Genomic DNA, 22,321 nt, shown 5'->3' on the forward strand with positions numbered 1-22,321 from the left:
TCCGAGGGGTGGGGCGCCAGGGGCACCCCTCGCCCCTTCCTTCGCTCCTAGCCCGCGCCGCTTCGATAGCGGCCCGGGAAAGGCAAGCCGCCGAGCACCCGCCCGGTCTCGTCGTCCCATAGAACATGGAAGGGACGCCCAACCGCCGCGATCAGGCGTCCCTTCGGCACGATCGGGTTACGGCGCGATCTTCGCCGCCGGTCCCCTGGAGATCAGTCGCCGGATATGCGCCCGCAACTCCGTTTGCGATCCCGAAAAGCGATCCCATCCTTCGGGATAATTGATCGTCCACGGTTCGTTGATCCACTCTTTCGTCGCTTCGTAGATGTCGCCATTATCGGCAGCCACGGTGACCATGCGGGCAACGTCTGCCGATGATCGCAGCTGTTTGGCTATGGAATAGGACGCCAGCCAGCTCGGACCATAGGAATTGCGCAACGCCTGCAAGATGCCGGTCGTGTCGACATTCATCCGGTTGTCGCGCAGCTTGGCCTTCCAGCATCGGCCGTGTTCGAAGGCGTAAGCCAAAAGGGCAGCATGTTCCTTGTCGGTGAGAGTGCAAAGTTTCGTCATTTCTGATCCCTCCCGGAAGGTTCGCTCGTGCGGGGGACTGAACAAAAGCCAAGGCGATTCCGAACGATGCAGGAAAAGCCGCTATCGGTTGAAACCCGGAACCCTTCCGGAACCTCCTCCTCAAACCACCGATCACCAGCTTCAATGCAGTCGCGAATGTCGTTTAAAGTGATGAAAAACGTGCCGCCCCACGATGAGGGGACGTGAGCGTGAATTGCATTGGCCAACGCCATGGGACGAACATGGCCGGTGATCTCGCGCAAACTGGAGATGACGATGGGATACGCGGGCTTCATGGTATATCCTCCGATATGGTAGTGATGGGTAAGAGCGCCGCCAATGCCGACGGCGCTCCCGCGATCCTGGTCACGATTTCAGCGCGGCCATGCGTTCGCCGAGCAACCAAAGGGCCTTGTTGAGCTTGATATCCTGATCGATGCCGTTCACCGGGCGGGACTTCACACGCCGAGGCCTCCCGAGATCATCGCGGCCAATACCCCTCAACCCCCCTTTGATCGCGTTCTCCTGAACCACATTCCAGACGGTCCAGAGATCGTTGGCACGGTCGTCATGGCGGCGGGGGACAAGCAACTGCTGCGCCTTGATCGGGGTGGCCGTCTCGCCATCGTTGTCTCCGAAGCGCAAAACATGGGCGGCGTCCGCGAGAATATCGGCTTCCTCATGATTCAGCTGCAAGGTCGACCAATCCTGCGGAGCAGCAAGGGTGCGCTCGGCTTCGCCAAGAACGCGATAGGTTCCCTCGATAACCTTGTGCTGCACGTCACCGGAATGGCGCACCTTGATGGCATCGATGGTGCCGCTCTGCGTCACCAGAGAATTGAGGCAACGGACTCGGAAGAGCCCGGCCATGAGTTCGTAGGCGCTGGTGCCGTCATTGGCATTCTTGAGCAAGATTTCGCAAACAGTGTCGCCGACGTTGTAAATCCTTCCGTCGTCGATGCGGCGCATGCGAATGAGATGCTTGGTAAAATCTGCCTTGCCTTCCGCCCGGCTTCGCGACTGCTTGGCGCCGACCGGCATGAAGCCTTCGTTCATTAGGCCGCGAAGCACCTCGATGGTCGGGATGGGTTTGAAACGCTCGGACCGGCTCTCATGGGCGGTCACGGCGAAGATCGACGGCGCCACGCGGCGCATCTCGGTTTCGGTCAGCGCGCGGCCAGTGTCGAAACGTGCGGTCTCGGTGTAAATGCTCATTGTCTGTCTCCAAGGTTTCCGTTGCTATCCCAAAGGGGGCAAGCCCCTCGGGCGAAGCCTTCCCGATCTTTCCGGGGAATGGCCTCTGACATTCCCCCGGACAGAGGGGGGAGGGCGAAAGCCCGCCCCGCGGCGGCGAACGGGACTGTCAAGCGGCGTGGTGCGGAAGGCGGGGGATCTTCACGGGTCCGGCCAAAGGCCGGACTGGTGCGGAAGATGTGCCGGCTTCACGGGCCGCTTGACCGGCTCGGGCACTGCTGTCATGGGGGCGGAAACAAACGTGCGGTCCGGAACGGGCCTCCGAGTCGGGTGCGCAGCCACCCGATTGGACAAGCGATCGTTTCCGGACCCGGCGGAGACGGGCGCAGGCCGGCTCCGTGCCCGCGGCATAGAGCGCGCTCCGCTCAACGCGCGGATGGCCTGAACAGCGCGAACGATCTTTGCGACAGACATTCGGGGGGAAAGGCCGCTTCCCATGACACCCCCAAAATGCTCCCGCGCGCCATGTCGCCGGCCACACTTCGGGCCGGCGCGACGCTCTACCAAGATGGTCCCGGTACAATAGGTTGAGGCAAAACGAAGAGTATTGGATAGTGGCGAAATCACTTAGCCATCGCCTCGACCAAACTCATTGATCACGGAAATGAATCGACCGCCTCCGATCGATTCACATATGTCGTTGGACGCCCCGATCGCGTGTGACGATGATGCCGGCATGATCGCGCAACCCTACCAGCTTTATATCGAACGTTCGGATCCTGCGAAAAAGATGGCGCGGTACTACGCCATGCAGATCGGACAGACATTGTTCGGAGAGGCCTGCCTCACCCGGCGTTGGGGACGGATCGGTAAGCATGGACAAGAGAAGCAGCACGTGTTCGAGCGAGAGGAGGAAGCAGTTCAACTGTTCCTAGAACTTGTGAAACAAAAACGTTCTCGCGGTTATCGACCGCCAACGACACTAGCGTAGTTGCCAAGCTGATTCCAAAACTAGGCCTCAGCCGCTGACTACTCAAAGATCTAGAGCTTTGGCAACAATCCAGGCAGGTATACCCGCAACTACCGCGCCGAGCAGCAGAGCCGAGATCATCTTGATCGCATTCGCACGTCGCGCTCGCCGCGCGTCCCACTCGTAAGCCATCAGCCCGCCTCACGCACTCACTGCCCTAAAGTGAAACACTGCCGGGCCAGGGAGTCGAGTCGCTATTTAAAATATGGTAAAATTCGGGAAGCGGGCAGCCGAGACTGAGCAAGATGACACGTCTTTCGGCGCCTGCCGAAAAGGGCCCGCACTGGTCCGCCAGGGTGCAGGCCCCCAACCCGACGCAAAACATCAGGTCCAAAAAGAAGAGGGCTCGGCCGTTTTTCCCGTTCGAGCCCTCACAGTCTCTTGGCAGTCGAAGTATTGCACAACCTATGAGATAGTGCATCACCCGAACAGATTAGATCAAGTGGGGCACCAACCGCGGAGGCTTTGGTCGCCCGCACGATGAGGTCCGAACCGTCGACTGTAAGCATCAACGGTTAGGCTGTGCCAAGCCGGGAAGAGCGTTCTGGTCAGACTGATGTGCGGGACGACTGATTTCTGATGCTTGAGGGTCGGATGCCACCTGGGGAGCGGTCGGGGCGGATGAGACATACAAGCCCAAGATGAGGGCCAGGCCGGCGACTATGAATGCGCCCGCAATCGCAACGATGGACCGTTTCCCGTTCTGTTTGATCATGCCGAACGCAAGCACGCTCCCCAATATAGCGGCGCCGCCTGCGACGATAAAATGCCATATGTAATTTGCCATCCAGCTAACTCCATTTTTGGCAGCTAACAGGCCTGGCCTCGTAAGGTTCCTCGCCTAGCGACCTCGCACCTAAACATCACCCACTACGAAGGACATCACCATGAGCGTCATCTCTGCCGCGCAGATCCGCGCGGCTGCAAAATCGCGTGTCAACGAAAGCAACGTGAACTCGGTCCTGGTCGCGCTCGACAAGTTCGGGTTGGGGCTGGGATTGAACCGGCCGCACCGGGTTGCGCACTACCTCGCGCAGCTGATGCACGAGAGCGGCGCCTTCCGCTTCGATCAGGAAATCTGGGGGCCGACGGCTGCGCAGGCCCGATATGATACCCGCACCGATCTTGGCAACACGCCGGCAGCCGATGGCGACGGCTACCTCACCGCGGCCGCGCCGGCATCCAGATCACCGGCAAGGAGAACTATGAGGCCTTCCGCGACTGGTGCCGTCAGAAGGATTTTAATCCGCCTGACTTCGTTGCTCAGCCGGACCTCGTTAACACCGATCCGTGGGAAGGCCTCGTGCCGCTCTGGTACTGGTCGACCCGGAACCTGAACGCATACGCCGACCGGAACGACATCGAGACGATCACCAAGAAGATCAACGGTGGCAAGAACGGCCTGGTCGATCGCATCGATTACTATGGCCGGATCTCGCTCGTCCTGCTCGGCTACCAGCCGACCGAGGCGGACATCCGGCGCTACCAGTCCGAACGCGGCCTCGATATCGATGGCGACGTGGGGCCGAAGACTCGAGCGGCCTTGCACAAGGATCTCCTCGCTCTCTCGGGGGCGTCGGTGCAAATGGCAGCCTTCTCCGCCTCGCCGATCACCGAAGAGAAGGCCGTCGTGCCGGTCGCCGTCGAGACGCAGGTCAAGCGCAAGTTCAACATCTTCGGCCTCTTTGGTGGTGGCGGATCGTTCGGCGGCCTTGGCCTCGCGGCCTTCGCCGGTATGGATTGGCAGGTGGTCGCGGTGATCGCCATCCTCATCCTCGTCACGCTGATCCTTGGCCTCCTGCTTCAGAACTCGATCGTCTCAACGGTCGGCAAGATCCGTGCGGCGGTAGAGCCATGATCACCGACAAGATCAGCATGGCGATCGGTGCGGCCGGCGGACTGGTGCTCGGCTTCGCCGCCTTCACCACCATCAATGCCGTCTGGTGGCTACCAGACGCCAAGGAGGAGGCGCGCACCGTCGAGCGCGCCACCATGCAGGCAGCAACCGACAAGGCAGTAGGAGAACTGAGCAATGAAGCTGACAAGGCTCGCTTTAACCGTCGCATGTGCCGTGAGCGCGGCGGCGTGTACCTCAACTCAACAGGTCAGTGCCTCGAAGGGCCAGCTATCCCGCACGGCTAGGTCAATTGTTGGAACGTCGCTGATCGGTGCCAGAGGCGCAACGCCTCACGATCAGGAGGCAATCGATGACACGGTCGCTGGGGTTTGCGGGGCAAGTGTCTGGACGCAAGGGGAGTGCCTGGCGCATGACCAGAAAACGGCAGGAGCACGCTGATGGCGAAAGAATTTACCTGACCACAAAACACGGTCTCGGTTGGCGGATTTCGAAGAGTCCTCCCGGTGCTGGCGAGCGAAGTGTTCCGTCCAGGAGCGAGAATGGAATTGCTTATGACGTGTTCCCCAGATCAACGGGGAGAGGTGAAGGTAACCCGGCCGAGCGCAGATGATGACCCAACCAACCCTAGGACGTGAAAAACGGCAAATATCCGAACTACAGGAACTGATGGTCAGCAAGCGTGTTGAAGGGGCGCAACCAAGATCAACAAACCATTATCTTTCAGGAGGTTCACCATGGGACGCGGCATACTGCTCTGGCTTCTCGGCATCCCACTGCCGATCGTCATCCTTCTTGTTCTCTTCATGCGTTGAGGAGGCGGAAAATGCCCATTTCATCCGCAGGCTCCGCGATCGCAACTCCGGTGGAGTCGTCGAAATCTGCGATCGCATGGGGGCCGATCTTCGGCGGCGCGGTGGCCGCCACCGGCATCAGCCTCATCCTCATCCTTTTCGGATCCGGCCTCGGCCTCACCATGATCTCTCCCTGGTCGGGCGAAAGCAGTTCGGCCGCCACCGTCGGCATCAGCGCGGCGATCTGGCTGGTGGTGGTGCAATGGCTGTCGGCCGCGCTCGGCGGATATCTGACCGGCCGGCTGCGCACCAAATGGGCGGCCGTACATACCGACGAAGTGTTCTTCCGCGATACCGCCCACGGCTTCGTCTCCTGGGCCGTCGCCACCGTCTTCGTCGCAGGTTTCCTGGCGTCGTCGCTCGGCTCACTGGCGAGCACCGGAGCGCAGGCTGTCGGATCGGCGGCATCTACCGCAGGCATCGCCGGTACCGCAGTGGCCGCGTCCTCGTCGGATAGCGGGCCCGGCGGCACAGACATGGCGACGTCGTACTTCACAGATGCGCTGCTGCGTCCGCAGCAGGCCCAGGCCCGAGCCCAGAACGATGACGGGGCGGCAACCGCGGAAGTGTCGCGCATTCTTCTCAACGGCGCCGTCCAGGGCGGAGTACCGGAAGACGACAAGGCCTATCTGGCAACGATCGTCGCGGCCCGCACCGGCCTTTCGCCGCAGGATGCCCGCGCTCGCGTCGATGCGGTCCTGAAGCGGATCGACGATGCTAGGGTCGCGGCCCAGAAGGCAGCGGACGAGGCCCGCAAGGCAGCCGCCACGACCGCCTTGGTCGGCTCGCTGTCGCTGCTCGTCGGCGCCTTCATTTCGTCAGCGGCAGCCGCACTCGGCGGCCGCCAGCGGGACGAGGAAGAAGACCTGCTGGTCGCGTCACGCTACTGAACATCGCGATCCTGATGGAGCGGCCATGCGAGAGCCCGGCCGCCCTTTTCGCGTCTACCGCTTGACGGCGCGGATGTGCAGGAAGATCGGCGCGACGCGGGTGTCGGCGACGATCGGCTCGGCCCGCTACCGGGGCATGCCTTCTCCGTGGCGCTGACCAACTCGACCTCCGATGGGATCGCGCTGCTCCCGCCACTCCTATTGCTTATGGAGATAAGGGCGACGTAACGAGCAATTAAGCGGCTCCTGGCAATCAGATCGTCCCATGCTGCCTGTCCAGTGTGCCGAGCTCCAATTGCGGCAGGGTTCCCTCCCGGGAGTACATGGTCAGGACTTCGACCCGGACTGAGAGGCCGGCTCTGTGGTTCGTCGAATGGCGGCGTTCAGGATGCGGAGCGCTTCGGCCATGTGTTTTTGCGCTTCGGCGCGTTCTTCAAGTGCGGAGAGTTCTATGTTCATGCGAGCAATTATGGCGGTTGTTGTTGACTCTTTCCAGTCCCGCCCCCTGCCGGCTTTCCACTAACCCAGGCAGGCCCAACCGATAAGCAGACTGGCCCTTGAAGGCCGGCTCCGTCGCCGTGTCGCGTTGAATTCGTTCCAACAAAAAGGCCGACACATGGCCGGCCTTTTGATTCATTTGATGGAGGTTCAGCAGTCTGAAGACTGACCATTGGTGTTGGTGCCAGCGGCGCCTTCAACAGCTGTCGAAGCCTGGCCCTCCTTGTTCGGCGTCGTTGCGGAGCCCTTTGTTGCCAGATTGGGAGCGCAATTAGTCCGCGTCGAATTGGTGACAGTATTGTCCATTTTCTGCGGCGGGTGCATCGGACCAGGATCAGGCTTTCCAGAATCGGTGGACTGGTTTTGCTGATTGCTCGAACTTGGGTTCGATGCCGATTGAGCAAAAGCGATACCGGTAGCGAGACCAATAGACACGAGCGAAACCGAAATAATCTTCAGCATGGATTTCCTCCTGATTGTTGGCGACTCTGCCAATGCTCCCCAACCTCAGTCGGAGATTTCGTTCCAAGATAAATGCGACCTTGGAAACGTCATTTCCCCCAGGACCGTGAAGGGCCCTCGCGAAACTCACCTTCTCGCCGGCGAAGCACGCGGCAACTCTCTGCCCTTCGACACCACTGAAGGGCATTCTACGCATCAGCATATGAAAGGGCAGCGGGGCTGATGACAGGGATTGATGAAATGCAGTTTCCGAGGAGATCACCGAGGCTGGAGTGGAACCTCAACACTATCCTGAACCCGTTGACGCTCGTCGGCATATTGGCCGGCGGGGGTGTATATCTGGGCCAATACGATGCGCGAGATATCGAAGATCTCACGAAATCGCGGCTATCCCATGAGGACGATCACAAGGAGCGCCTCGCGGAGACCGGGCACGAGAGGCCAGCTTCAACAAACGTCTTCGCGCCGAGGAGGTTCCGGGGATGACGTTGACCGAAAGATCGACAGCAGGCCAAACCTCACCTATCGCGTGACCGTTGCCGAACAGTCTGCCGTCAGCATCATGTCTTTCATCAAGGACCTCCAGACCGGCTTCAATAAGCAGGCCACGGACATTCAGGTCGTGGAGGAGATATTGCAACGCATGGAGGCACCACAGCAGGACCGGCCGCCGCATTGACCACCCCTTGAGTTCGTGAGCATATTCCGTCTGCGATCCACAGCGGACCTGTAGCCCCGTAGCCTTCACCGACTGCGGGGCTATTTTCGTTCCGGCCGGCTATCGCCACTTGCCCAGGCCAGATCGACAAGCGGAAAGCGACGGACAGGGGGAGCAAGCACGAAAAGCCCCACCAGCAGGACTAACTGGCAGGGCTCCATGTCGGGAGTAGAGCGCGGTCGCACTGCGTCCGTTCTCCCGGAAAAGTCCTGGATCGCCCAAGATGTCCTTGGCGATGTGAGCTTTCCCGGCCTCCTGATAATGTTCTAACCGTTCGAGTGCTGAACGGTTCCTTGTGCCGGCTCAAAGATCGGGCTGCTCCCGCTCAAATCAGCGCCCTGTAAACGAGTATTGTAGCTATGGCGATCAGGCTGACGCAGGCGTTCCTCTTTTTCGACCGAACCATGAGAAAACGGTCCGCATCCCATTCATAAGTCATCGGCGCCTCCCTAATTTAGCCAGAGCTTATTTGGCGAAGGAAACTTGCGCGGCGCTTGAGCAATCAAATTTTGGAGGGGCGGAGCGCTAAGTCAGAGGTGGCGTAACGATAGAGGAAACAGACGGCACGCTCCGGCCTCCCAACATAGGTCAGGGGCTTTTCCGGTCGATCTGGATCTCTGTCCCCGTATCCAGCACAATATGCAGGTCGCGGATCACGCTGGCGGCATCGAGCTATGCCGTCTTGATCTGTTCATGGGATCGATTGCCCAAGCCCAAGGCCACGGCTGTCGTCTGCAGGTCGATAACGGCGTCGGCCGCGGTATGGCCGCCTGGTATCCCGATTGTCTTCCGCATGTCGCGGATCGTCGTTATCGCGCGGTTGAGCAGGCGGCGAGCTTCTTCCCCCTGTAGCTTCTCAACCTCATTGGCGGCCCGGACTAGCTCCGCGATGAAATCGGTCGTCGAGCTCAATGCAGTGTGTCCTTGTCAGGAACCATGCCCACTGAGTTCATGAAGTCGGCCAAGGTGCCGGCGCTATCTTGCGGGAGGTCGAAATACGGTTTTCCGCCGATGAACACGGTCCGGCCGGTCGTGGTATCGAATATCTCCCACGTCGAATCGCTGTCTTTACGGATATCGAAGCGTAATCCGGCCGTCGTCGTCAAAGTCTTGACCCCTGGCGCCGGTAGGTGGTCGGTGGTGGGAGAGCTTCATGTGCTTGGGCGAGCGTTTCCAGCCAAGCCGCAAGGCCAGCGGGCACCTCTTCGTTGCCCGTTTCCAGCGCTTCGATCCATGAAAGATCACATTGCAAAGCCGACGCCAGGTTGATTGGCGTCCAGCGAATATGGCGCAGGCATTCGTTGAAGCGGTCAGGACTCATGAAAGCAGCATTGCCACCCTCTGTACGGGAGTCAAGTTGCAGCAGTAGATCGTGAGTAGCAGATCGGCTGCTTGAGTGCCTCTCAGATCTGAGGGTTGCGCCGGAGCCACGATATGCTCAATTGCCGGCATGACCAAAGAAGAAATAGAAGCCTTCGTGATTGCCATGATCGAGGCCGGGAGCAACGTCCAGGCGATCGGGACAACTGGATATGTTGTCGTTGAACCAGTCGATCCCACGGACAGAGGAGCTTACCGCCGGATCGAGCTTGTCTCTTCGGCATTCGGCGAACGAGACCATCTCAAAGATGAGATCATCGCCTACCTTCACGAGCTCGGACGTGTGGTGGAGATCCCAGAGGAGCCCGACACAGACCGTGCTTGATCCCTGTGCCGGGCGACGGGCACGCGGATAGGAGAGTATCCGTCAGTGCGCCGCGGCATCGATATGGCGGGCAGCATCCATGAGTGCAAGCTGATGGAATGTGGCGGATTGGCGCATCTGAGGTGAGGGTGTCGCGAGAGCGTGTTCGTGGGGCGACGAACAATCTATCGGGGACTGGGGATTTTGCCCTCGCGACATCCCTAGAATGCGACATAGGTTAATTGGTTCCGTGAGCCTCTAGTACTCCTCAGTCATCCGGCAGGGGCGGACAAGTGAGATACGCAATGAGGGTTGCCAGCGCAAAGATGCCAGCGAAAACGAGGAAAACTAGAACCATCGAGGAGATGCTGGTTACTGTCCCTACGGCTCAGTTTCTGAGCCCGAGCATTTTCTAGCGTCGGTGGAAGGTTTCGAGTGCTGCTCTATCCGGTGAACTGAAGGGAAGTCTTCTTGACGTCGCGACTTCAGCTTACCCACCTCAATAAGCCCTTTGAGTGAATTGATCCCTTCTGCGCCATTGGCTTAAAGTTCGGGAATAGGCCGGGCAGAGAAGAGCCCCGGCTGCGAAAGCCCGCGGTTCCGGGGATTGACGCGGGCTTTCCACTTCCATTGATCTGCACGGGAGCGGCTAGATCGTGTGAGTCCAATCGTCAGTCATAGCAAAGTCGGGACCTCTTCATTCGGACTGGTTGGCGGCTCCACGATCACCAACATGTTCCCCGGTAGCGGCCGCTGCAGATGCTTGGCTTCATCCCAGGGTGCTGTCAGCCACAGGTCGACCTCTTCCGGGGTCGTGAGGATCGTCGGCATTGCCTTCTGGTGGATCGGAGAAACGATCTCGTTGGGCTCCGTTGTCAGGAAGCCAAACAGCTCATATTCCCGCTCTCCATCCCGCACCTTGCGAATACCCCGCCACGGCGTCCAGAACCCGGCGAAGAACATCAGTGGGCGTTCCTCGCTGCCGGCGAACCATGCGTTCGGTACTCGGCCGCTCATGGCCTTCCTGGCGGGGTCCGGTTCCGCGAAAGACGTGAACGGGACGACACAGCGGCTGGTGGGGCCGAGCCAGCGCCTCCAGTGCGGCGAGCTGACATTGCGGATGTTGGTGACGCCGGGGTCGTAGTTTTTCACGAATGCCGGAGGTGAGGGCATGCCCCAAGTCACGCTAGCGATTTCCCGCTGTCCATCCTCGCCGACGCGCACGACCGGCGCCTGATAGCCGGGATAGACATCAAGCGACGGCTGGTTCCAACCGGCCTTGTCCCGGAAGGACTTGGTGAACTGCAGGACAGCCTCGCGGCTCGTGGTGACATTGTAGAGGTTGCACATTCGCTCTCACCGTTACAATTTGATATCGCGCCAAACCGGCCGCTTCACGGTCCTGATCTCGACGAGTTCCCGAACAGGAAATCCCTTGATCCTATCGCCGATGACCATTTCGAAGGACACTTCCATATAATCGTTCCTTCTGCATTTTTCGCAACGGAAGCGATGTTGAAGTTCCATCACGTGGCGGTCGCCTACAAGCTTGGCGATGTCCATGGGACGATAATTTCTTGTAATCTGGGGACGACACCATTTGCAGGTTACCTTGACGAATTGCCCGTTCTGGTCGGCGTCGAGCAACCGGGGGATCTTGGCTTCAGAATAGGGATGGCTGCCGCCTTTGTATTCTACGCTGGGCACAGATCACCGTTCATAACGCGGCCGCCAGCCGCGGGCGAACCCTCGGCTTCCCGCGAACTCCGCCAACGCCAATTGCTTTCGCAAATGCCTATTATTCTCCCGCAATGTCGCTATTGCCGCTTTGGCGTCATCGTCGTGCCAGGCGAGCACGGCCTCGACTTCCCATTGGATGTCGACCTCGGATTGCGTCTGCGGTTCGGTCTGCATGGTGGTCATGTGTCCAGATTGAGCATAAGAGGAGCGGCGTCGGCATCGACCGCTTCGGCCACGCTTGGTTTCTTGGGCGCCAAGACCCGGCGCTTCGCCTGTTTCCTGGGCGGCAGATCGGAGGAAAGCTCCAGGGGGGCGGGCATGGAACAAGCGTTACCGTCCGCCTCGACCAAGATCACATCGGGTACGGGCTCAATCTCGACCGCAGAACTTGGCAGTGAGGATCGCGCTGGTTCGCCGGGAGAGCTGGCTGATGGGATTGGCTTGAACTCTATCATTGAGGGCCCTTTTGCAGGTCCGGATTGAAGTCGAAGCCGACGATCCTCGGAGCATCTCGATAACCGCGCACGCCGTCGCGAACTCGCTCCACGGTGCATACTCCCAGCAACGGCCGGCCTTCCTCCTTCATCTGTTGCGTCATCTGCTCCAGCGCATCTTCCGGGTCGGTACCGTTGCCCCAGTCGGTGAGCAGGTTGTCCGGAAGTTCCGGAGTTGGCTTCATTCCGCTTTTCCAGAGGATGCGGAAGTCACCCGTCGATTTACTGAACCCCACCTCGAGCCAGGACATTGTAGGCCACTCGTTTTCAGGGTCGGTGCCATAAATATCGGCCCGGAAATAATCAAACGACTGGTCGCGTCGCTCTACCAGCCCTGCCAGCAGTTCTTTGCTGGGATCATCGATCGGCCGAACGAATGCCCACATGTATTCAAGTTCACCTGCGGTTTCGTCGGAAGGCGAAGGTAAGGTTGTTTCAGGCATAGCTATTCCTTCACGCCGAAGCGTGCTCAAGCTGTGGATAATATGTGGATAGCCACCACACCGGGCGGCCGGATGTTCTAATTATGTTCTCATCTCGGGATGAGTCAACAGGGATTCTTTTTAAGATTTTGCTGATGCAGTGCGGGGGATAGAACACCCGCGACAACCTTCCCCAAGGTCCATGATGCAATTTTACGCTGGCAATTGCCCGAATTGTCACAACGGCCGGCTCTTCTTGTTTCGAGAGAGCGAAACCGGTGATGTCTAGGGACATTGCGAGGAGTGCGAGCAAGGGTATCGATCGCCGCACGAAATCGAGTGCAACAGTGGGTTTCTAACTCTGCTCAACGACTCCGACGCCGAATGGGCGATCGGAGATGAGATATCTCGAAGCCGCTGGGCAAACTATCGGATCTTCGACGCATAGCCGCACTCTTGCGGTCGGACTATCTTCAAGAAAATTCCCAGGCGCCCGAAACTTCTGTGAACTGCTCTTGTTAAAGGATGGAACGTGGATGCTGATTTCAGCGCTTCTCCCAATGCCTGTTCCCCGTCAGCATTCGCGTTCACCAGTGATCCACTCGACGAAGCCTCTTCTTGACTAATCTCAGAGAACGCCCGATCCAGGGACCGCTTGAGCCTCGTCCGACTTGAGCAACTGCGAAGCGATCTCGTTAACCGTTAATTAAGCATCTGCTTGCAGAGCGCCGCCGGTGTGCAATGCTCCCCTGACATGGGGAAACAGAACATGGATATGCGAACTCAGACACCCGATGAACCATACGAACCTCCGCCTGCGCACCGTTTCAAGGTCGAAGCCGCGATGCTGGAGATGATCGAGCGCCTTCAGCAGGAAGGGCTCAGCCGGCAAGAAATCGCCCTGATCCTCGCCGACGCCGCGGATGAGTACATCATAATCTTGGCTAACATGACGGCTGAGACAGCGTCCGACCAACAGTCGTACCACCTGCACCAATAGGGAGGCCGAGACACAGAAGCTCCGAGAGGGGCAGCCGTGCGCCTGACGCATCCGATACTTACAAGCAGCAGCCCTAGGCGCTTCAGAATATTGAATTCAGTCAGCCACAAGACCCACAAGCTTCCGATCGACGACAATGGCGTCGAGCAGCGCGGCCTTCTCGTTCAGCACGGCAATCAACCCATCGGTATCAGGCCAGGCCAAGGTAAGCCGGTAGATCGCCATCGCCCCCATCAGTTCGAGATCCGGGTCATTCCGCCGAAGCTCTTCGCGCTCGTGCAAGGCTTCGCGCTGGCATTCCTCAAGCGAAGCCGCGAAGGCCAGGGGCTCGTCGCGGCCAGGCACGATCTGATACCCAAATACAACCAACTCCATTCCGTCTCCCTCGGACCATCACCCGCATAGGTATAGCCGCGCAGGGGTAAAGGGTAACTCTCAAAAATGAGGGGGCGACGACGATATAGGCACGAGGAACGGGAACGTTTTTCTTCTGGCGAGGTTCGAAGAAACAGACGTAGCGGCCTTTCCATCCATCAGCACTTCACCGATGTCCGCTGCGTTCCAGACTACTCCGCCAAAATGTCCCTTAATTCAGCCCGCTTCGGCGGGCTTCTCTTTGAGGTTAGTCCGGTCTGGGTATTGGAAGGCATTGACACCCCATGGCCCAGCCTGCGCCGTAAGCGCTCAATGTGTCTCCTTGCGTTTCTGCCAACGCCCGTCGACTACTGTTCCGAAAACTGGCCCAACGCGCCCACCGAGGTCCAATCGTCCGCTCGCAAATTTCGACCCGATGGGGCAGTAGGCCGCTATCGCCAGACGCGACTGTAGGTCGCTCGTTATACGACGCCAGGCATTGGTGTGAACGAACATGAAGCCGCCTGAATCTTTGTAGCCGACGATATAAACCACGCCTTTTTGCAGCCAGGTTTCTAGCAGCATACATTCAGCCTCACACGCGACAGGTCTCCGGCCGATGCCATTCGCGGGTCTGGCCCCGCCTTATGCGGCGGGTCTGGCCCCGCCTTATGCGGCGGGTCTGGCCCCGCCTTATGCGGCGGGGCCTTGGTGGGATTCTCAGTCCCGGGTGGGGCGGGACCAGATCAGCTGGTAGGCGTCCTCGTCTTCGACCTCGGTGAGGGTGGCATAGATCGGGGCAGGGAAGCTCGGATCGTCCAGCTTCACGGACAGGTAGTCGCGGTCGCTCTCGTTGGAGCGCTTCTGCCAGGCCGCACCCAGCTCAACGTTGCCGGCGTAGATGCGGAAGTGCGGACCCTTTTCAGAGGGGTTGTCGACGCGGGCGATGCGGGCCTTGACATTGAGTGCGAGGGTGCGGATCGAGCCGGTGAAGCCGTTTTCGTTTGCGGTAAACGTGCCGATGGTAGCCATGTCTAAGTTCCTTTCGGTTGTTTCGGGCCGCGCCCTTCGCGACCTCGATGGCTGTCGCAAGGATCGGCGACGATCGGGACCGCACCTTGCCGGGGCCGAAACGAAGTGGAGGGCGGCCGGAGGCGGCTTTGTTGCCCCGCGAGGAATGCGAACGCAGTTCGCAGGGGAAGAAAGCTGGGGAGGGCCGTTGCGGGAGAACGATCGAGGCGAAGCCGGTCTCCGATCAGACATGCCTCATCGAGCCCGCGGAGACGTGGCCGATTACAGCGGTTGGAGGGGGTAGCACACGGCGCCTCATCAGCGCATTGCCGTGCCAGAACGTCTGCCAGCCTGATCCCGTTGTTCGGTCTCTAAATCATCTGCCCGCTTGGGACGCGACGAACGCGAATGCAGAGGCAGTTGCCTCCTCACATCAACGCGATATTGTCGAGCCGCGATTCGTCGCCTGGAGGATTTATGCGTCAGCAGACAAAGCCGTTTATCGTCGAAATCAAGCATGCCCGAAAGCTCAAACAGACCGATCGGAAGACGTCAATCTGGGGGAAGCTGGACCTCACGCCAGATCAGCACACGCTGACGGAGAGCGCGCCGCAACAGCCATCGGCCGTTGCGGGTGACAACGACCGGCCTTGACGTGACCTACCTAGCCTCTCGCTGTTCGGCCTGAATGCCTGGAGACCCTGCGGGAAGCTGACAGCACACTGGTGCCTGCGCCGTAGGTTGAAAATTGGTCCAAATGTCGCCGGATAGTTTTCAGCCAGGACGTTTGGTTCGGCCGGGGCTCCAGCTTTTGGCGCGGAGGTCATTGGGCGCAGTTTCCGAGCACGTGGAGGCGATCAGTGCCTTGCGGTCGGCATATCGGCTGAGGTCGCGTCCAAGACGAAGGGGTCTCGTGATAAAAGGTCACTCCTTCTCCAGCGGCCAAGGCTTTGATTTCCGGCAGTCGGCCGGAAAATGACGGCCTGGCGCTTGTCGAATCCTACAAGTGAAGGCCGCTCGGAACCCGATATAATTAGAGCTGAAAACAAGGCCCAGCCCTTCGCCACGGGATACGGTTTTTCGCGAACTCGGTGGGCGGGCTTGAGCGAGACCGCAAGAACTGGATTAGCTCGATTTGGCGCAGGATTTCTATAAGAGCGCGTCTCAAGATAAAGTATTCGAAGCCTATGGCAGGATCCGAGCTGCGCTCAACCACCACCGCTCGCCCCCAGGTTCCTTTCTCAACATCCGCCTTGTTGCGGCGAGATTGAAAATCAGCACCACGCCGGTGCGAGAAGCGCTCATACGGCTTGCGAATGAGGAGGTAGTCGGATTCATCAGAGGGCGGGGCTATCACACGCTGTTCCTGAGTTCTGAGGAACTCACCGCCGACCACGAATTCGCAATGGTCATGATGAAATATGCGATGGAGGCGAAGGGGAGCGGCGTCCTGGAGAAACCGGCAATTGGCCCAGGACAGCTTTGGGAAGGCAGGCCGGTGATAGAAGAGCTGCAGGCGATCAAGATAAATGCTCTTGTCGAGGAATTATACGCAACAATTGCGAGGCTCTCTGGGAATGGAAGGGTCGTTCGCAACATGGGTGGTTTCTGTGCGCGCACTGGACACATTCGCCAATACGGGCTGATGTCCAGCTCGGCAATCCGTGAAGCGCTTTCGTCGCTTGATGAACTTGCGGCAGCTTTGCGCAACGGTTGCCGCGATCATGCCGTCCGCATAGCCCAACGGCACACGGATCTTATCATTGGCGCGCTTCCAGGCCTGGTTCGGGATCTCAACAATCGTGCAAACTCGGGTCGGACAGCCGTTGAGGACCTCCTTTGATGCTTATGCTGGTAGAAATTCGCCGCCGTTCACGTCCAGGATCGCACCGTTGATGAAGCCCGCCGACGCAGATGTCAGAAATTCGACGGCCGCGGCGACATCGTCAGGTTGGCCGAGCCGGCCGGCGGGAATCCGGGCAAGCGCTGCCCGATTTGCAGGTGAGTCGCTAGGCATGGTCATCTCTGTCAGAATTCGGCCGGGGGCGACCGTATTCACTGTCACGCCGCGACCTGCATATTCCTTGACGAGCGTGCGCGCCAGCCCAGCCAGTCCCGCTTTCGAGGCGACGTAACTTGCGCCGGCGATCCGCGGCATGGTGCGTGCAGCGACCGACCCGATGAAGACGATGCGGCCAAAACCCTGTGATGCCATGGCCGGAACGACCGTTTGGCAGCACACCATGGCCCCTGTCAAATTGACGGACAGAACGTCGTTCCATTCCTCGAGGGGAAGTTCGTCGAACCGCCCAGGAGCGCCGTTTCGTTTTGGAGAATATCCTGCGCTGCAGATCAGCACCGAGGGCGTGCCCCAGCGGTCAATGACCGTTCGAACGAAGCTGGTAATCGCGCCGACGTTGCGTATATCAACCGTTTCGGCGATGACATTGTCCCCGTCGAAATAACTCGTGAGCTGCGCTTTCGCCTCTTCCACGCGATGGTTCTGCTGGCTGAACAGGGCAACCCGATAGCCTGACGACAAAAGCCTCCGGGCGCAGGCGAGCCCGATGCCGGATGTTCCACCGGTGACAATGGCAATTGGCGAGACAAGGGCAATTGGCGAGATGGGCGTCGCCATCACGCGGCCACCTCAAGTCCGGCAAACAGCGACAGAGCCGGGAAAGCATCTGGGTCTGTCATGATTTCGACCAGCAGAGGGCCATCCGTCTCGAACGCTCTGTCCAGTGCCGCGGACACATCCGCGATCGAGTGTGCCCGCACAGCCGGGCAACCGCATGCCTCGGCAATCTTGACGTGGTCAACGTCGTGAAAGTGGATAGCGCTGGTATATTCCCCAAATTTCACGGTTTCGGCGTGCTTCTGAAAGCCAAGTATCCCGTTGTTCAGAAGAAGGATGGTGACCGGCAACCTTGAGCGCACGAGTGTCTCGAGCTCCGCCCAGCTGTGGGCGAACCCACCATCGCCGACGACCGCGATAACGTGTTGCCCAGGCCTTGCAGCTTTTGCACCGAGGGCGAGAGGCAGGCCCCAGCCGAGGCCGGCAAGGCCACGCGGCGCAAGGAAGCGCATTCCGGCTCGCAGCGATCGCAATTGTCCGACGATCCACATTGATGAATAGCTCGCGTCTGCAACCACGATTGTCTGCGCGGTCATTCGTTCCTGCAATTCCTTCATCACCGCTTCAGGCCGGAGCGGCCGCCCGTTCTGCTCTATCAACGAGAGACGGTCCCGTGCAAAAGCCGACCAGGCTTCTGCGATGGCGGCTTCCAGTCCGCGCCGCCTTTTTCTACGGGCCGAGAGATCGACATTCCTCAAAGCAATGCAAAGCGACTTCAGTGTTTCGCACGCACTGCCAACCAGTCGGATAGCCTCGTAGTTTCTGCCGATCTCGACCGGATCAATGTCGATGTGAACGATCGTTGCCGTCGGCGGGATCAAGCGCCAGTTGTCGGTACCATTCTGGTTGCTGCGCGTCGCGACCATGACGATGAGGTCCGCCTCTTCGAGGAGCCGACGCGTCCGCGACCCCAGCGACAGGGGCCCCGTCAGGGTCATCGGCCCCGCGGAAAGCGGATGGAACTCATCCACCGCGCCTTTCCCCATATTGGTTGTGAAGACGGGCAAAGAGGCGAGGTCCTGCAGGTGCGCCAGAGCATGTGATCCATCGGCCGCATGGACGCCACCGCCCGCGATGACCACCGGGGCTTCAGCCCTGGCAATTCGTTCGGCGAGGTCGATGATCTGTTCATCTGACGGCCGGACTTTGTCCAGCGGCCAATATCCGAGATTTGCGCTCCGTCGAACCAGTGGCGCTGCCGCCGCCTGCCGCAACAGGTCGGCGGGGAGGAGCAGGACCGCAGGCCCTGGACGGCCTGACGCCGCCGCCGTGAAGGCCATGTCGATATAGTCGTCGATGCGGTCGGCGGTCACCACGCGCCGGACGAATTTCGAGCATGATTGGAAGAGAGCGATATGGTCGAGCTCCTGGAACGCGTTGCGGTCTGCCTGGTCCCGCTCCACTTCCTGAACAAGTGCCACGATTGGAATGCTCGCTTTGAGCGCTTCGGCCAGCGGCGGCACCAGCAAGGTCGCGGCCGGCCCGTTCTGCGCGGCGACGACGGCCACACGGCCGGACATGCGGGCATAGCCGTCGGCCATGGCACCGCCCATGTTTTCCTGGCGGTAGGAAATCTGACGGATGCCTATTGCTTCCGCGGCAAGGATCACAGCCGAAGGCAGGCTCTGGCCGAAGATGACATCGACGCCATGGCGGCGCAGCGCCAGTGCCACGCGCTGTGCAACAGTCTCAAACTCAGTCGTCATGGTGAAAATCCCGGGTGTCGAGAAACTTTTCGAACGTGTCCGCGACGAGATCGACGTCGCTTGTGGTCATCGCAGTGGAGAGGGACGAGGCAGCACCTTTCGGCATCAGCACGCCATGGTCCTTCATGAAATGGTCGAGCCTGGTCATTGCCCGGCTTTCCCCCGGATTGAGGAACGCCTCTCGGTACTCGGACGGGGCCACCGTTTTCGGGTGGATGCGGAAAAGCGAGGCGGAGCCGGACACGCTGAACGGCGCCCGGGCGTGATTGATCGAAGCTTGCAGCCTCGCCCGCAGACCCTCGCCAAGCGTTTCAAGACGATCGAAATTGTCTCTGGTCATCGCCCGCATCGCCTCAAGGCCAGCGACCATGGATACCGGATTTGCGGAAAACGTTCCTCCCTGTGACAGGAGGGCCGTCCCGAACACCGCCATAGAGCCCCGTTTTCCGCCGATCGCACCGATCGGAAATCCGCCGCCGATGATCTTGCCCATGGCGACGAGATCAGGATCAAGACCGAACCGGGCGGATGCGCCTTCATAACCCTGTCTAAGGTTCAGGACCTCGTCGGCAACAATCAGTAGCCCGTTTTCCCTCGCCACCCGCGTCACAGCCTCCAGAAAGGCCGGGTCCGGCGCCATGAGCCCGGCTCGGCTCGGCATGGGATCGATGAGAATGCATGCGAGTCTCGATGCGTTCCCCTTGATCCGGCTAACGGCGGCGTCGATGTCGTTGAACCGCAGAATGACAACGTCGTCCAAGACCGCACCCGGCTGGCCGTGATAGGCAGGGACCGGGCGGGGATTGTCTCGAGGTCCCCAGGTGACCGGGCTTCCCATCTGCCCGACTTCCGCCCAGTCATAGGCGCCGTGATAGGCGCCTTCGATCTTGGCGACACCTGCCCGGCCTGTCAGGGCCCGAGCCGCCTTGATCGCAAACATCACGGCCTCGGTGCCGGTATTGACGAAGCGGACCTGCTCCACCGCTGGCACGCGATCGCACAAAAGCTCCGCCAATGCGATCTCATGGACTGTGGGGTTCGAATAGCAGGTCCCATCCCGCAAGATCCTGGTCACGGCATCGACGACAGGTTCGAACCCATGCCCGTGGATCAGCGTCGTGAAATTATTGTTGAGATCGAGGAATTGCCGGCCGTCGACGTCATGCAGATGGGCGCCCTGGCCCCAGCCGATATAATAAAGGCCGGGATCCCGATCCACCGTGTTGCGGGTGATGCCTCCCGGGAAGACCCGTGTGGCCCTTTGTGCGAGTTGCGCAGAAATTTCTCCGGGCGAGCCGCCCGGCCTTGGTATTGCCAGTTGCATGTTGACCTCCCGGCGGCAGGCTAGCCGCGTTGATGCAACAAAAGAAACAGGATTCTATTTTTGTTGCAACAAAAATCGGAGGCTTCGGCCTATTTTTTTGGAGCGCGGTCGCTCAATGCCTGGCGCAGGCGGCGGTATCCGTCGCGAATATCAGTCTCGATCGCAGCCTTGACCTCTTGGGGATCCTGATGACGGAGCCCTTCCAGCGCAGCGCGATGGTTTTGAATTCCGTATTTCGAGATCGCGAATTCCGGATAGAGATCGTTGAATGCCGCGCCGACGCGAAGCCAGAGGGTCTCGATCGTCGCAAGCAGCATCGGCATGTTGGCGCGACCATAGATATGGAAGTGAAATTCCTTGTTGCTCCAGAGCGCATCCGCATACCGCCCTTCCGCCAGCGCGGCTTCGATCTCGCCCTGAAAGGCCTCCAATCGAGCGATATCAGCCGCTCCGGCGCCGATTGCGCCCTTTTCTGTGGCCAATCCCTCAAGGCGTAGGCGCATCTGGGTCACTTCATATAGCTCCGCAAGCGACAGCGTCGGGACGACGACCGTCTTCGGACCGGAAAAGACGAGCGCGCGCTCGGCAACCAAGCGGTTGAGCGCATCGCGTGCCGGTGTGGTGCCGTAGCCGAGTTCTTCGGCGACCGCGCGGACAGTGATTTTATGGCCCGGCGGGTAGGCTCCACGAACAAGCTTTTCCTTCAGATCCTCGTAAGCGCGATCGCCAAGGCCCATCACCTTGTTCGAGCCGCCGACCAGTCCATCAACCTCTTCCATTGAAGGCTCTGCCAAAGTTTTTTTCTCCACCACCACAATTTTGTTGCAACAAAAAAATCCCAAATGTATAGACGTTACATCTGACAGACGAACAAGCACGTCGAACGTGCGCAGGGGAATAAATCCAACCCGCCGACGGTACGTCCGGCTGCGGGAGCGTGGACACATCGCGTCTTCTTGCGATCATCGGCCGTTTTGTTTCTGGAACATATGGCTCTGCCATTGCTGAGAACTCGCTCAATCTTGTGGAGGAAAACCGACATTGAACGGAGAACCTATCGATATACTGGGGATCGAAAAGCAGTTCGGCGACAAATCGGTCGTTTCCGATGTTTCTCTTTCCGTGAAGGCGGGCGAATTTCTGTCGCTGCTGGGGCCATCCGGATCTGGCAAGACGACCTTGCTGATGATGATCGCGGGGTTTGAGTTCCCGAATTCCGGACAGATTCGTGTTGGGTCTCGAGACATTACGTATTTGGCTCCCAACCGGCGCGCCGTTGGCATGGTGTTCCAGAAATATGCGCTTTTCCCTCACATGACTGTAGAGCAGAACATCGCTTTTCCACTGAGAATGCGAAGCATTGCAACCAAAGAGATCAATCGTCGGGTATCCGACATGATGGGTCTTGTCCAGTTGACCGGCTTTGAAGGCCGCTATCCGCAGCAACTGTCGGGTGGGCAGCAGCAACGGGTTGCCGTCGCCCGCGCACTGATCGCCGAGCCGCCGGTCCTGCTGATGGATGAACCGCTCAGTGCGCTCGACAAGAAACTTCGCGAGACCATGCAGATCGAGATCAAGCGGATTCAAAACCGGGTCGGCGTCACGGTGGTCTACGTCACCCATGACCAGGAAGAGGCCCTGACCATGTCCGACCGTATTGCGGTGATGTCGGAGGGCCGACTGGTACAGGTCGGATCGCCGCATGACCTCTATCAAAGACCGGCCACCTCCTTTGTGGCCGAGTTCGTTGGCAAGATGAACTTCCTGAAGGGGGAATTTGTCGGGAGCGACCATGGCACTTTCCGAGTGCGAATAGCGGGGAACGCCACTCTCCCGTCTGATCTGGTCTTGAATGGAGAGGCAGAACAATACCG

The 22,321-nt window shown here is 59.5% G+C and carries 27 protein-coding genes and 1 pseudogene; 11 read left to right on the forward strand and 17 right to left on the reverse strand.

The window, feature by feature from the left end; genetic code table 11:
• Positions 1 to 177 precede the first annotated feature (177 nt).
• The 3 genes from C5J22_RS30060 to C5J22_RS30070 all read right to left on the reverse strand — a co-directional run bounded on the left by C5J22_RS30060 (position 178) and on the right by C5J22_RS30070 (position 1,728).
• Entirely contained in the window at positions 178 to 573 is a 396-nt protein-coding gene (locus C5J22_RS30060; protein WP_105441249.1) for a hypothetical protein, read from the reverse strand.
• Positions 570 to 869 (reverse strand): hypothetical protein, encoded by a 300-nt coding sequence (locus C5J22_RS30065; protein WP_105441250.1) that lies wholly within the window; start codon positions 867 to 869, stop codon positions 570 to 572. The genes C5J22_RS30060 and C5J22_RS30065 overlap by 4 nt, the downstream gene beginning before the upstream one ends.
• 70 nt (positions 870 to 939) lie before the next feature.
• Positions 940 to 1,728, reverse strand: coding sequence for a DUF932 domain-containing protein (locus C5J22_RS30070; protein ID WP_245440601.1), 789 nt, complete (start codon positions 1,726 to 1,728; stop codon positions 940 to 942).
• Between the two features lie 733 nt (positions 1,729 to 2,461).
• On the opposite strand from C5J22_RS30070, the gene C5J22_RS30075 reads away from it, so the two are divergent.
• The 5 genes from C5J22_RS30075 (at position 2,462) to C5J22_RS30100 (ending at position 6,396) form a co-directional block, all read left to right on the forward strand.
• Complete coding sequence (locus C5J22_RS30075) at positions 2,462 to 2,758, forward strand: WGR domain-containing protein (RefSeq protein ID WP_205837246.1); 297 nt, start codon at positions 2,462 to 2,464, stop codon at positions 2,756 to 2,758.
• A 926-nt stretch (positions 2,759 to 3,684) separates the two neighbouring features.
• Positions 3,685 to 4,134 carry a hypothetical protein gene (locus C5J22_RS31845; RefSeq protein ID WP_245440603.1) on the forward strand — a complete coding sequence of 150 codons (450 nt, stop codon included), beginning with the start codon at positions 3,685 to 3,687 and terminating at the stop codon, positions 4,132 to 4,134.
• A complete protein-coding gene (locus C5J22_RS31850) occupies positions 4,101 to 4,655 on the forward strand; it encodes a peptidoglycan-binding protein (protein WP_245440605.1) in 555 nt (184 codons plus the stop codon). Before C5J22_RS31845 ends, C5J22_RS31850 begins: the two co-directional genes overlap by 34 nt.
• Positions 4,652 to 4,939 carry a hypothetical protein gene (locus tag C5J22_RS30090; protein WP_245440607.1) on the forward strand — a complete coding sequence of 96 codons (288 nt, stop codon included), beginning with the start codon at positions 4,652 to 4,654 and terminating at the stop codon, positions 4,937 to 4,939. Before C5J22_RS31850 ends, C5J22_RS30090 begins: the two co-directional genes overlap by 4 nt.
• Positions 4,940 to 5,478: 539 nt before the next feature.
• On the forward strand, positions 5,479 to 6,396 hold the full coding sequence (locus C5J22_RS30100; RefSeq protein WP_105441254.1) for a hypothetical protein: 918 nt from the start codon (positions 5,479 to 5,481) through the stop codon (positions 6,394 to 6,396).
• Between the two features lie 648 nt (positions 6,397 to 7,044).
• Here C5J22_RS30100 and C5J22_RS31435 read toward each other — a convergent pair.
• Positions 7,045 to 7,356: a hypothetical protein gene (locus tag C5J22_RS31435; RefSeq protein ID WP_172724493.1), complete on the reverse strand. Its 312-nt coding sequence runs from the start codon at positions 7,354 to 7,356 to the stop codon at positions 7,045 to 7,047.
• Between the two features lie 222 nt (positions 7,357 to 7,578).
• Between C5J22_RS31435 and C5J22_RS30110 the strand changes: the two genes are divergently transcribed.
• Positions 7,579 to 7,842 (forward strand): hypothetical protein, encoded by a 264-nt coding sequence (locus C5J22_RS30110; protein WP_105441256.1) that lies wholly within the window; start codon positions 7,579 to 7,581, stop codon positions 7,840 to 7,842.
• Positions 7,843 to 8,749: 907 nt separating this feature from the next.
• Here C5J22_RS30110 and C5J22_RS30115 read toward each other — a convergent pair.
• The 3 genes and pseudogenes from C5J22_RS30115 to C5J22_RS30125 form a co-directional block, all read right to left on the reverse strand.
• A pseudogene (locus tag C5J22_RS30115) lies at positions 8,750 to 8,986 on the reverse strand (hypothetical protein); the annotation flags it as partial.
• Positions 8,983 to 9,180, reverse strand: coding sequence for a hypothetical protein (locus tag C5J22_RS30120; protein ID WP_105441257.1), 198 nt, complete (start codon positions 9,178 to 9,180; stop codon positions 8,983 to 8,985). The gene C5J22_RS30120 and the pseudogene C5J22_RS30115, both read right to left, overlap by 4 nt.
• Positions 9,177 to 9,395 (reverse strand): hypothetical protein, encoded by a 219-nt coding sequence (locus C5J22_RS30125; RefSeq protein WP_105441258.1) that lies wholly within the window; start codon positions 9,393 to 9,395, stop codon positions 9,177 to 9,179. Before C5J22_RS30125 ends, C5J22_RS30120 begins: the two co-directional genes overlap by 4 nt.
• 129 nt (positions 9,396 to 9,524) lie before the next feature.
• On the opposite strand from C5J22_RS30125, the gene C5J22_RS30130 reads away from it, so the two are divergent.
• The gene (locus C5J22_RS30130; protein WP_105441259.1) at positions 9,525 to 9,779 is read left to right on the forward strand and encodes a hypothetical protein; all 255 of its coding nucleotides are present in this window, start codon (positions 9,525 to 9,527) and stop codon (positions 9,777 to 9,779) included.
• Positions 9,780 to 10,433: 654 nt separating this feature from the next.
• Here C5J22_RS30130 and C5J22_RS30135 read toward each other — a convergent pair.
• The 4 genes from C5J22_RS30135 to C5J22_RS30155 all read right to left on the reverse strand — a co-directional run bounded on the left by C5J22_RS30135 (position 10,434) and on the right by C5J22_RS30155 (position 12,435).
• Positions 10,434 to 11,108: an SOS response-associated peptidase gene (locus C5J22_RS30135; protein WP_105441260.1), complete on the reverse strand. Its 675-nt coding sequence runs from the start codon at positions 11,106 to 11,108 to the stop codon at positions 10,434 to 10,436.
• A gap of 12 nt (positions 11,109 to 11,120) precedes the next feature.
• Positions 11,121 to 11,465, reverse strand: coding sequence for a hypothetical protein (locus C5J22_RS31860; RefSeq protein WP_172746835.1), 345 nt, complete (start codon positions 11,463 to 11,465; stop codon positions 11,121 to 11,123).
• Positions 11,466 to 11,468: 3 nt separating this feature from the next.
• The gene (locus tag C5J22_RS31865; RefSeq protein ID WP_105441262.1) at positions 11,469 to 11,681 is read right to left on the reverse strand and encodes a hypothetical protein; all 213 of its coding nucleotides are present in this window, start codon (positions 11,679 to 11,681) and stop codon (positions 11,469 to 11,471) included.
• 268 nt (positions 11,682 to 11,949) lie between these two features.
• Positions 11,950 to 12,435, reverse strand: coding sequence for a hypothetical protein (locus C5J22_RS30155; RefSeq protein WP_172746836.1), 486 nt, complete (start codon positions 12,433 to 12,435; stop codon positions 11,950 to 11,952).
• A gap of 748 nt (positions 12,436 to 13,183) precedes the next feature.
• On the opposite strand from C5J22_RS30155, the gene C5J22_RS30160 reads away from it, so the two are divergent.
• Positions 13,184 to 13,414, forward strand: coding sequence for a hypothetical protein (locus C5J22_RS30160; RefSeq protein ID WP_105441265.1), 231 nt, complete (start codon positions 13,184 to 13,186; stop codon positions 13,412 to 13,414).
• Positions 13,415 to 13,510: 96 nt separating this feature from the next.
• Here the strand turns inward: C5J22_RS30160 and C5J22_RS30165 are convergent, their stop codons facing one another.
• Entirely contained in the window at positions 13,511 to 13,789 is a 279-nt protein-coding gene (locus C5J22_RS30165) for a hypothetical protein (protein WP_105441266.1), read from the reverse strand.
• Positions 13,790 to 14,488: 699 nt separating this feature from the next.
• Positions 14,489 to 14,800 (reverse strand): DUF736 domain-containing protein, encoded by a 312-nt coding sequence (locus tag C5J22_RS30175; protein WP_105441268.1) that lies wholly within the window; start codon positions 14,798 to 14,800, stop codon positions 14,489 to 14,491.
• 456 nt (positions 14,801 to 15,256) lie between these two features.
• Here C5J22_RS30175 and C5J22_RS31445 point away from each other — a divergent pair, with 456 nt between their 5' ends.
• On the forward strand, positions 15,257 to 15,433 hold the full coding sequence (locus C5J22_RS31445) for a hypothetical protein (RefSeq protein WP_172746837.1): 177 nt from the start codon (positions 15,257 to 15,259) through the stop codon (positions 15,431 to 15,433).
• A gap of 481 nt (positions 15,434 to 15,914) precedes the next feature.
• A complete protein-coding gene (locus C5J22_RS30185; protein ID WP_105441270.1) occupies positions 15,915 to 16,622 on the forward strand; it encodes a GntR family transcriptional regulator in 708 nt (235 codons plus the stop codon).
• Positions 16,623 to 16,625: 3 nt separating this feature from the next.
• Here the strand turns inward: C5J22_RS30185 and C5J22_RS30190 are convergent, their stop codons facing one another.
• The 4 genes from C5J22_RS30190 to C5J22_RS30205 form a co-directional block, all read right to left on the reverse strand.
• Positions 16,626 to 17,417 carry an SDR family oxidoreductase gene (locus C5J22_RS30190; RefSeq protein WP_105441271.1) on the reverse strand — a complete coding sequence of 264 codons (792 nt, stop codon included), beginning with the start codon at positions 17,415 to 17,417 and terminating at the stop codon, positions 16,626 to 16,628.
• A complete protein-coding gene (locus C5J22_RS30195) occupies positions 17,417 to 19,123 on the reverse strand; it encodes an acetolactate synthase catalytic subunit (protein ID WP_105441272.1) in 1,707 nt (568 codons plus the stop codon). The genes C5J22_RS30190 and C5J22_RS30195 overlap by 1 nt, the downstream gene beginning before the upstream one ends.
• Positions 19,113 to 20,447 (reverse strand): aspartate aminotransferase family protein, encoded by a 1,335-nt coding sequence (locus C5J22_RS30200; protein WP_105441273.1) that lies wholly within the window; start codon positions 20,445 to 20,447, stop codon positions 19,113 to 19,115. Before C5J22_RS30200 ends, C5J22_RS30195 begins: the two co-directional genes overlap by 11 nt.
• 89 nt (positions 20,448 to 20,536) lie before the next feature.
• Positions 20,537 to 21,226, reverse strand: a complete 690-nt coding sequence (locus C5J22_RS30205) for a GntR family transcriptional regulator (RefSeq protein WP_105441274.1) — start codon at positions 21,224 to 21,226, stop codon at positions 20,537 to 20,539.
• Positions 21,227 to 21,488: 262 nt separating this feature from the next.
• On the opposite strand from C5J22_RS30205, the gene C5J22_RS30210 reads away from it, so the two are divergent.
• Positions 21,489 to 22,321: ABC transporter ATP-binding protein (locus C5J22_RS30210; RefSeq protein WP_105441275.1), on the forward strand; the 833-nt coding region annotated here is incomplete at its 3' end.

It is taken from the genome of Neorhizobium sp. T25_13 (genome assembly GCF_002968675.1).
Classification (GTDB): domain Bacteria; phylum Pseudomonadota; class Alphaproteobacteria; order Rhizobiales; family Rhizobiaceae; genus Neorhizobium; species Neorhizobium tomejilense.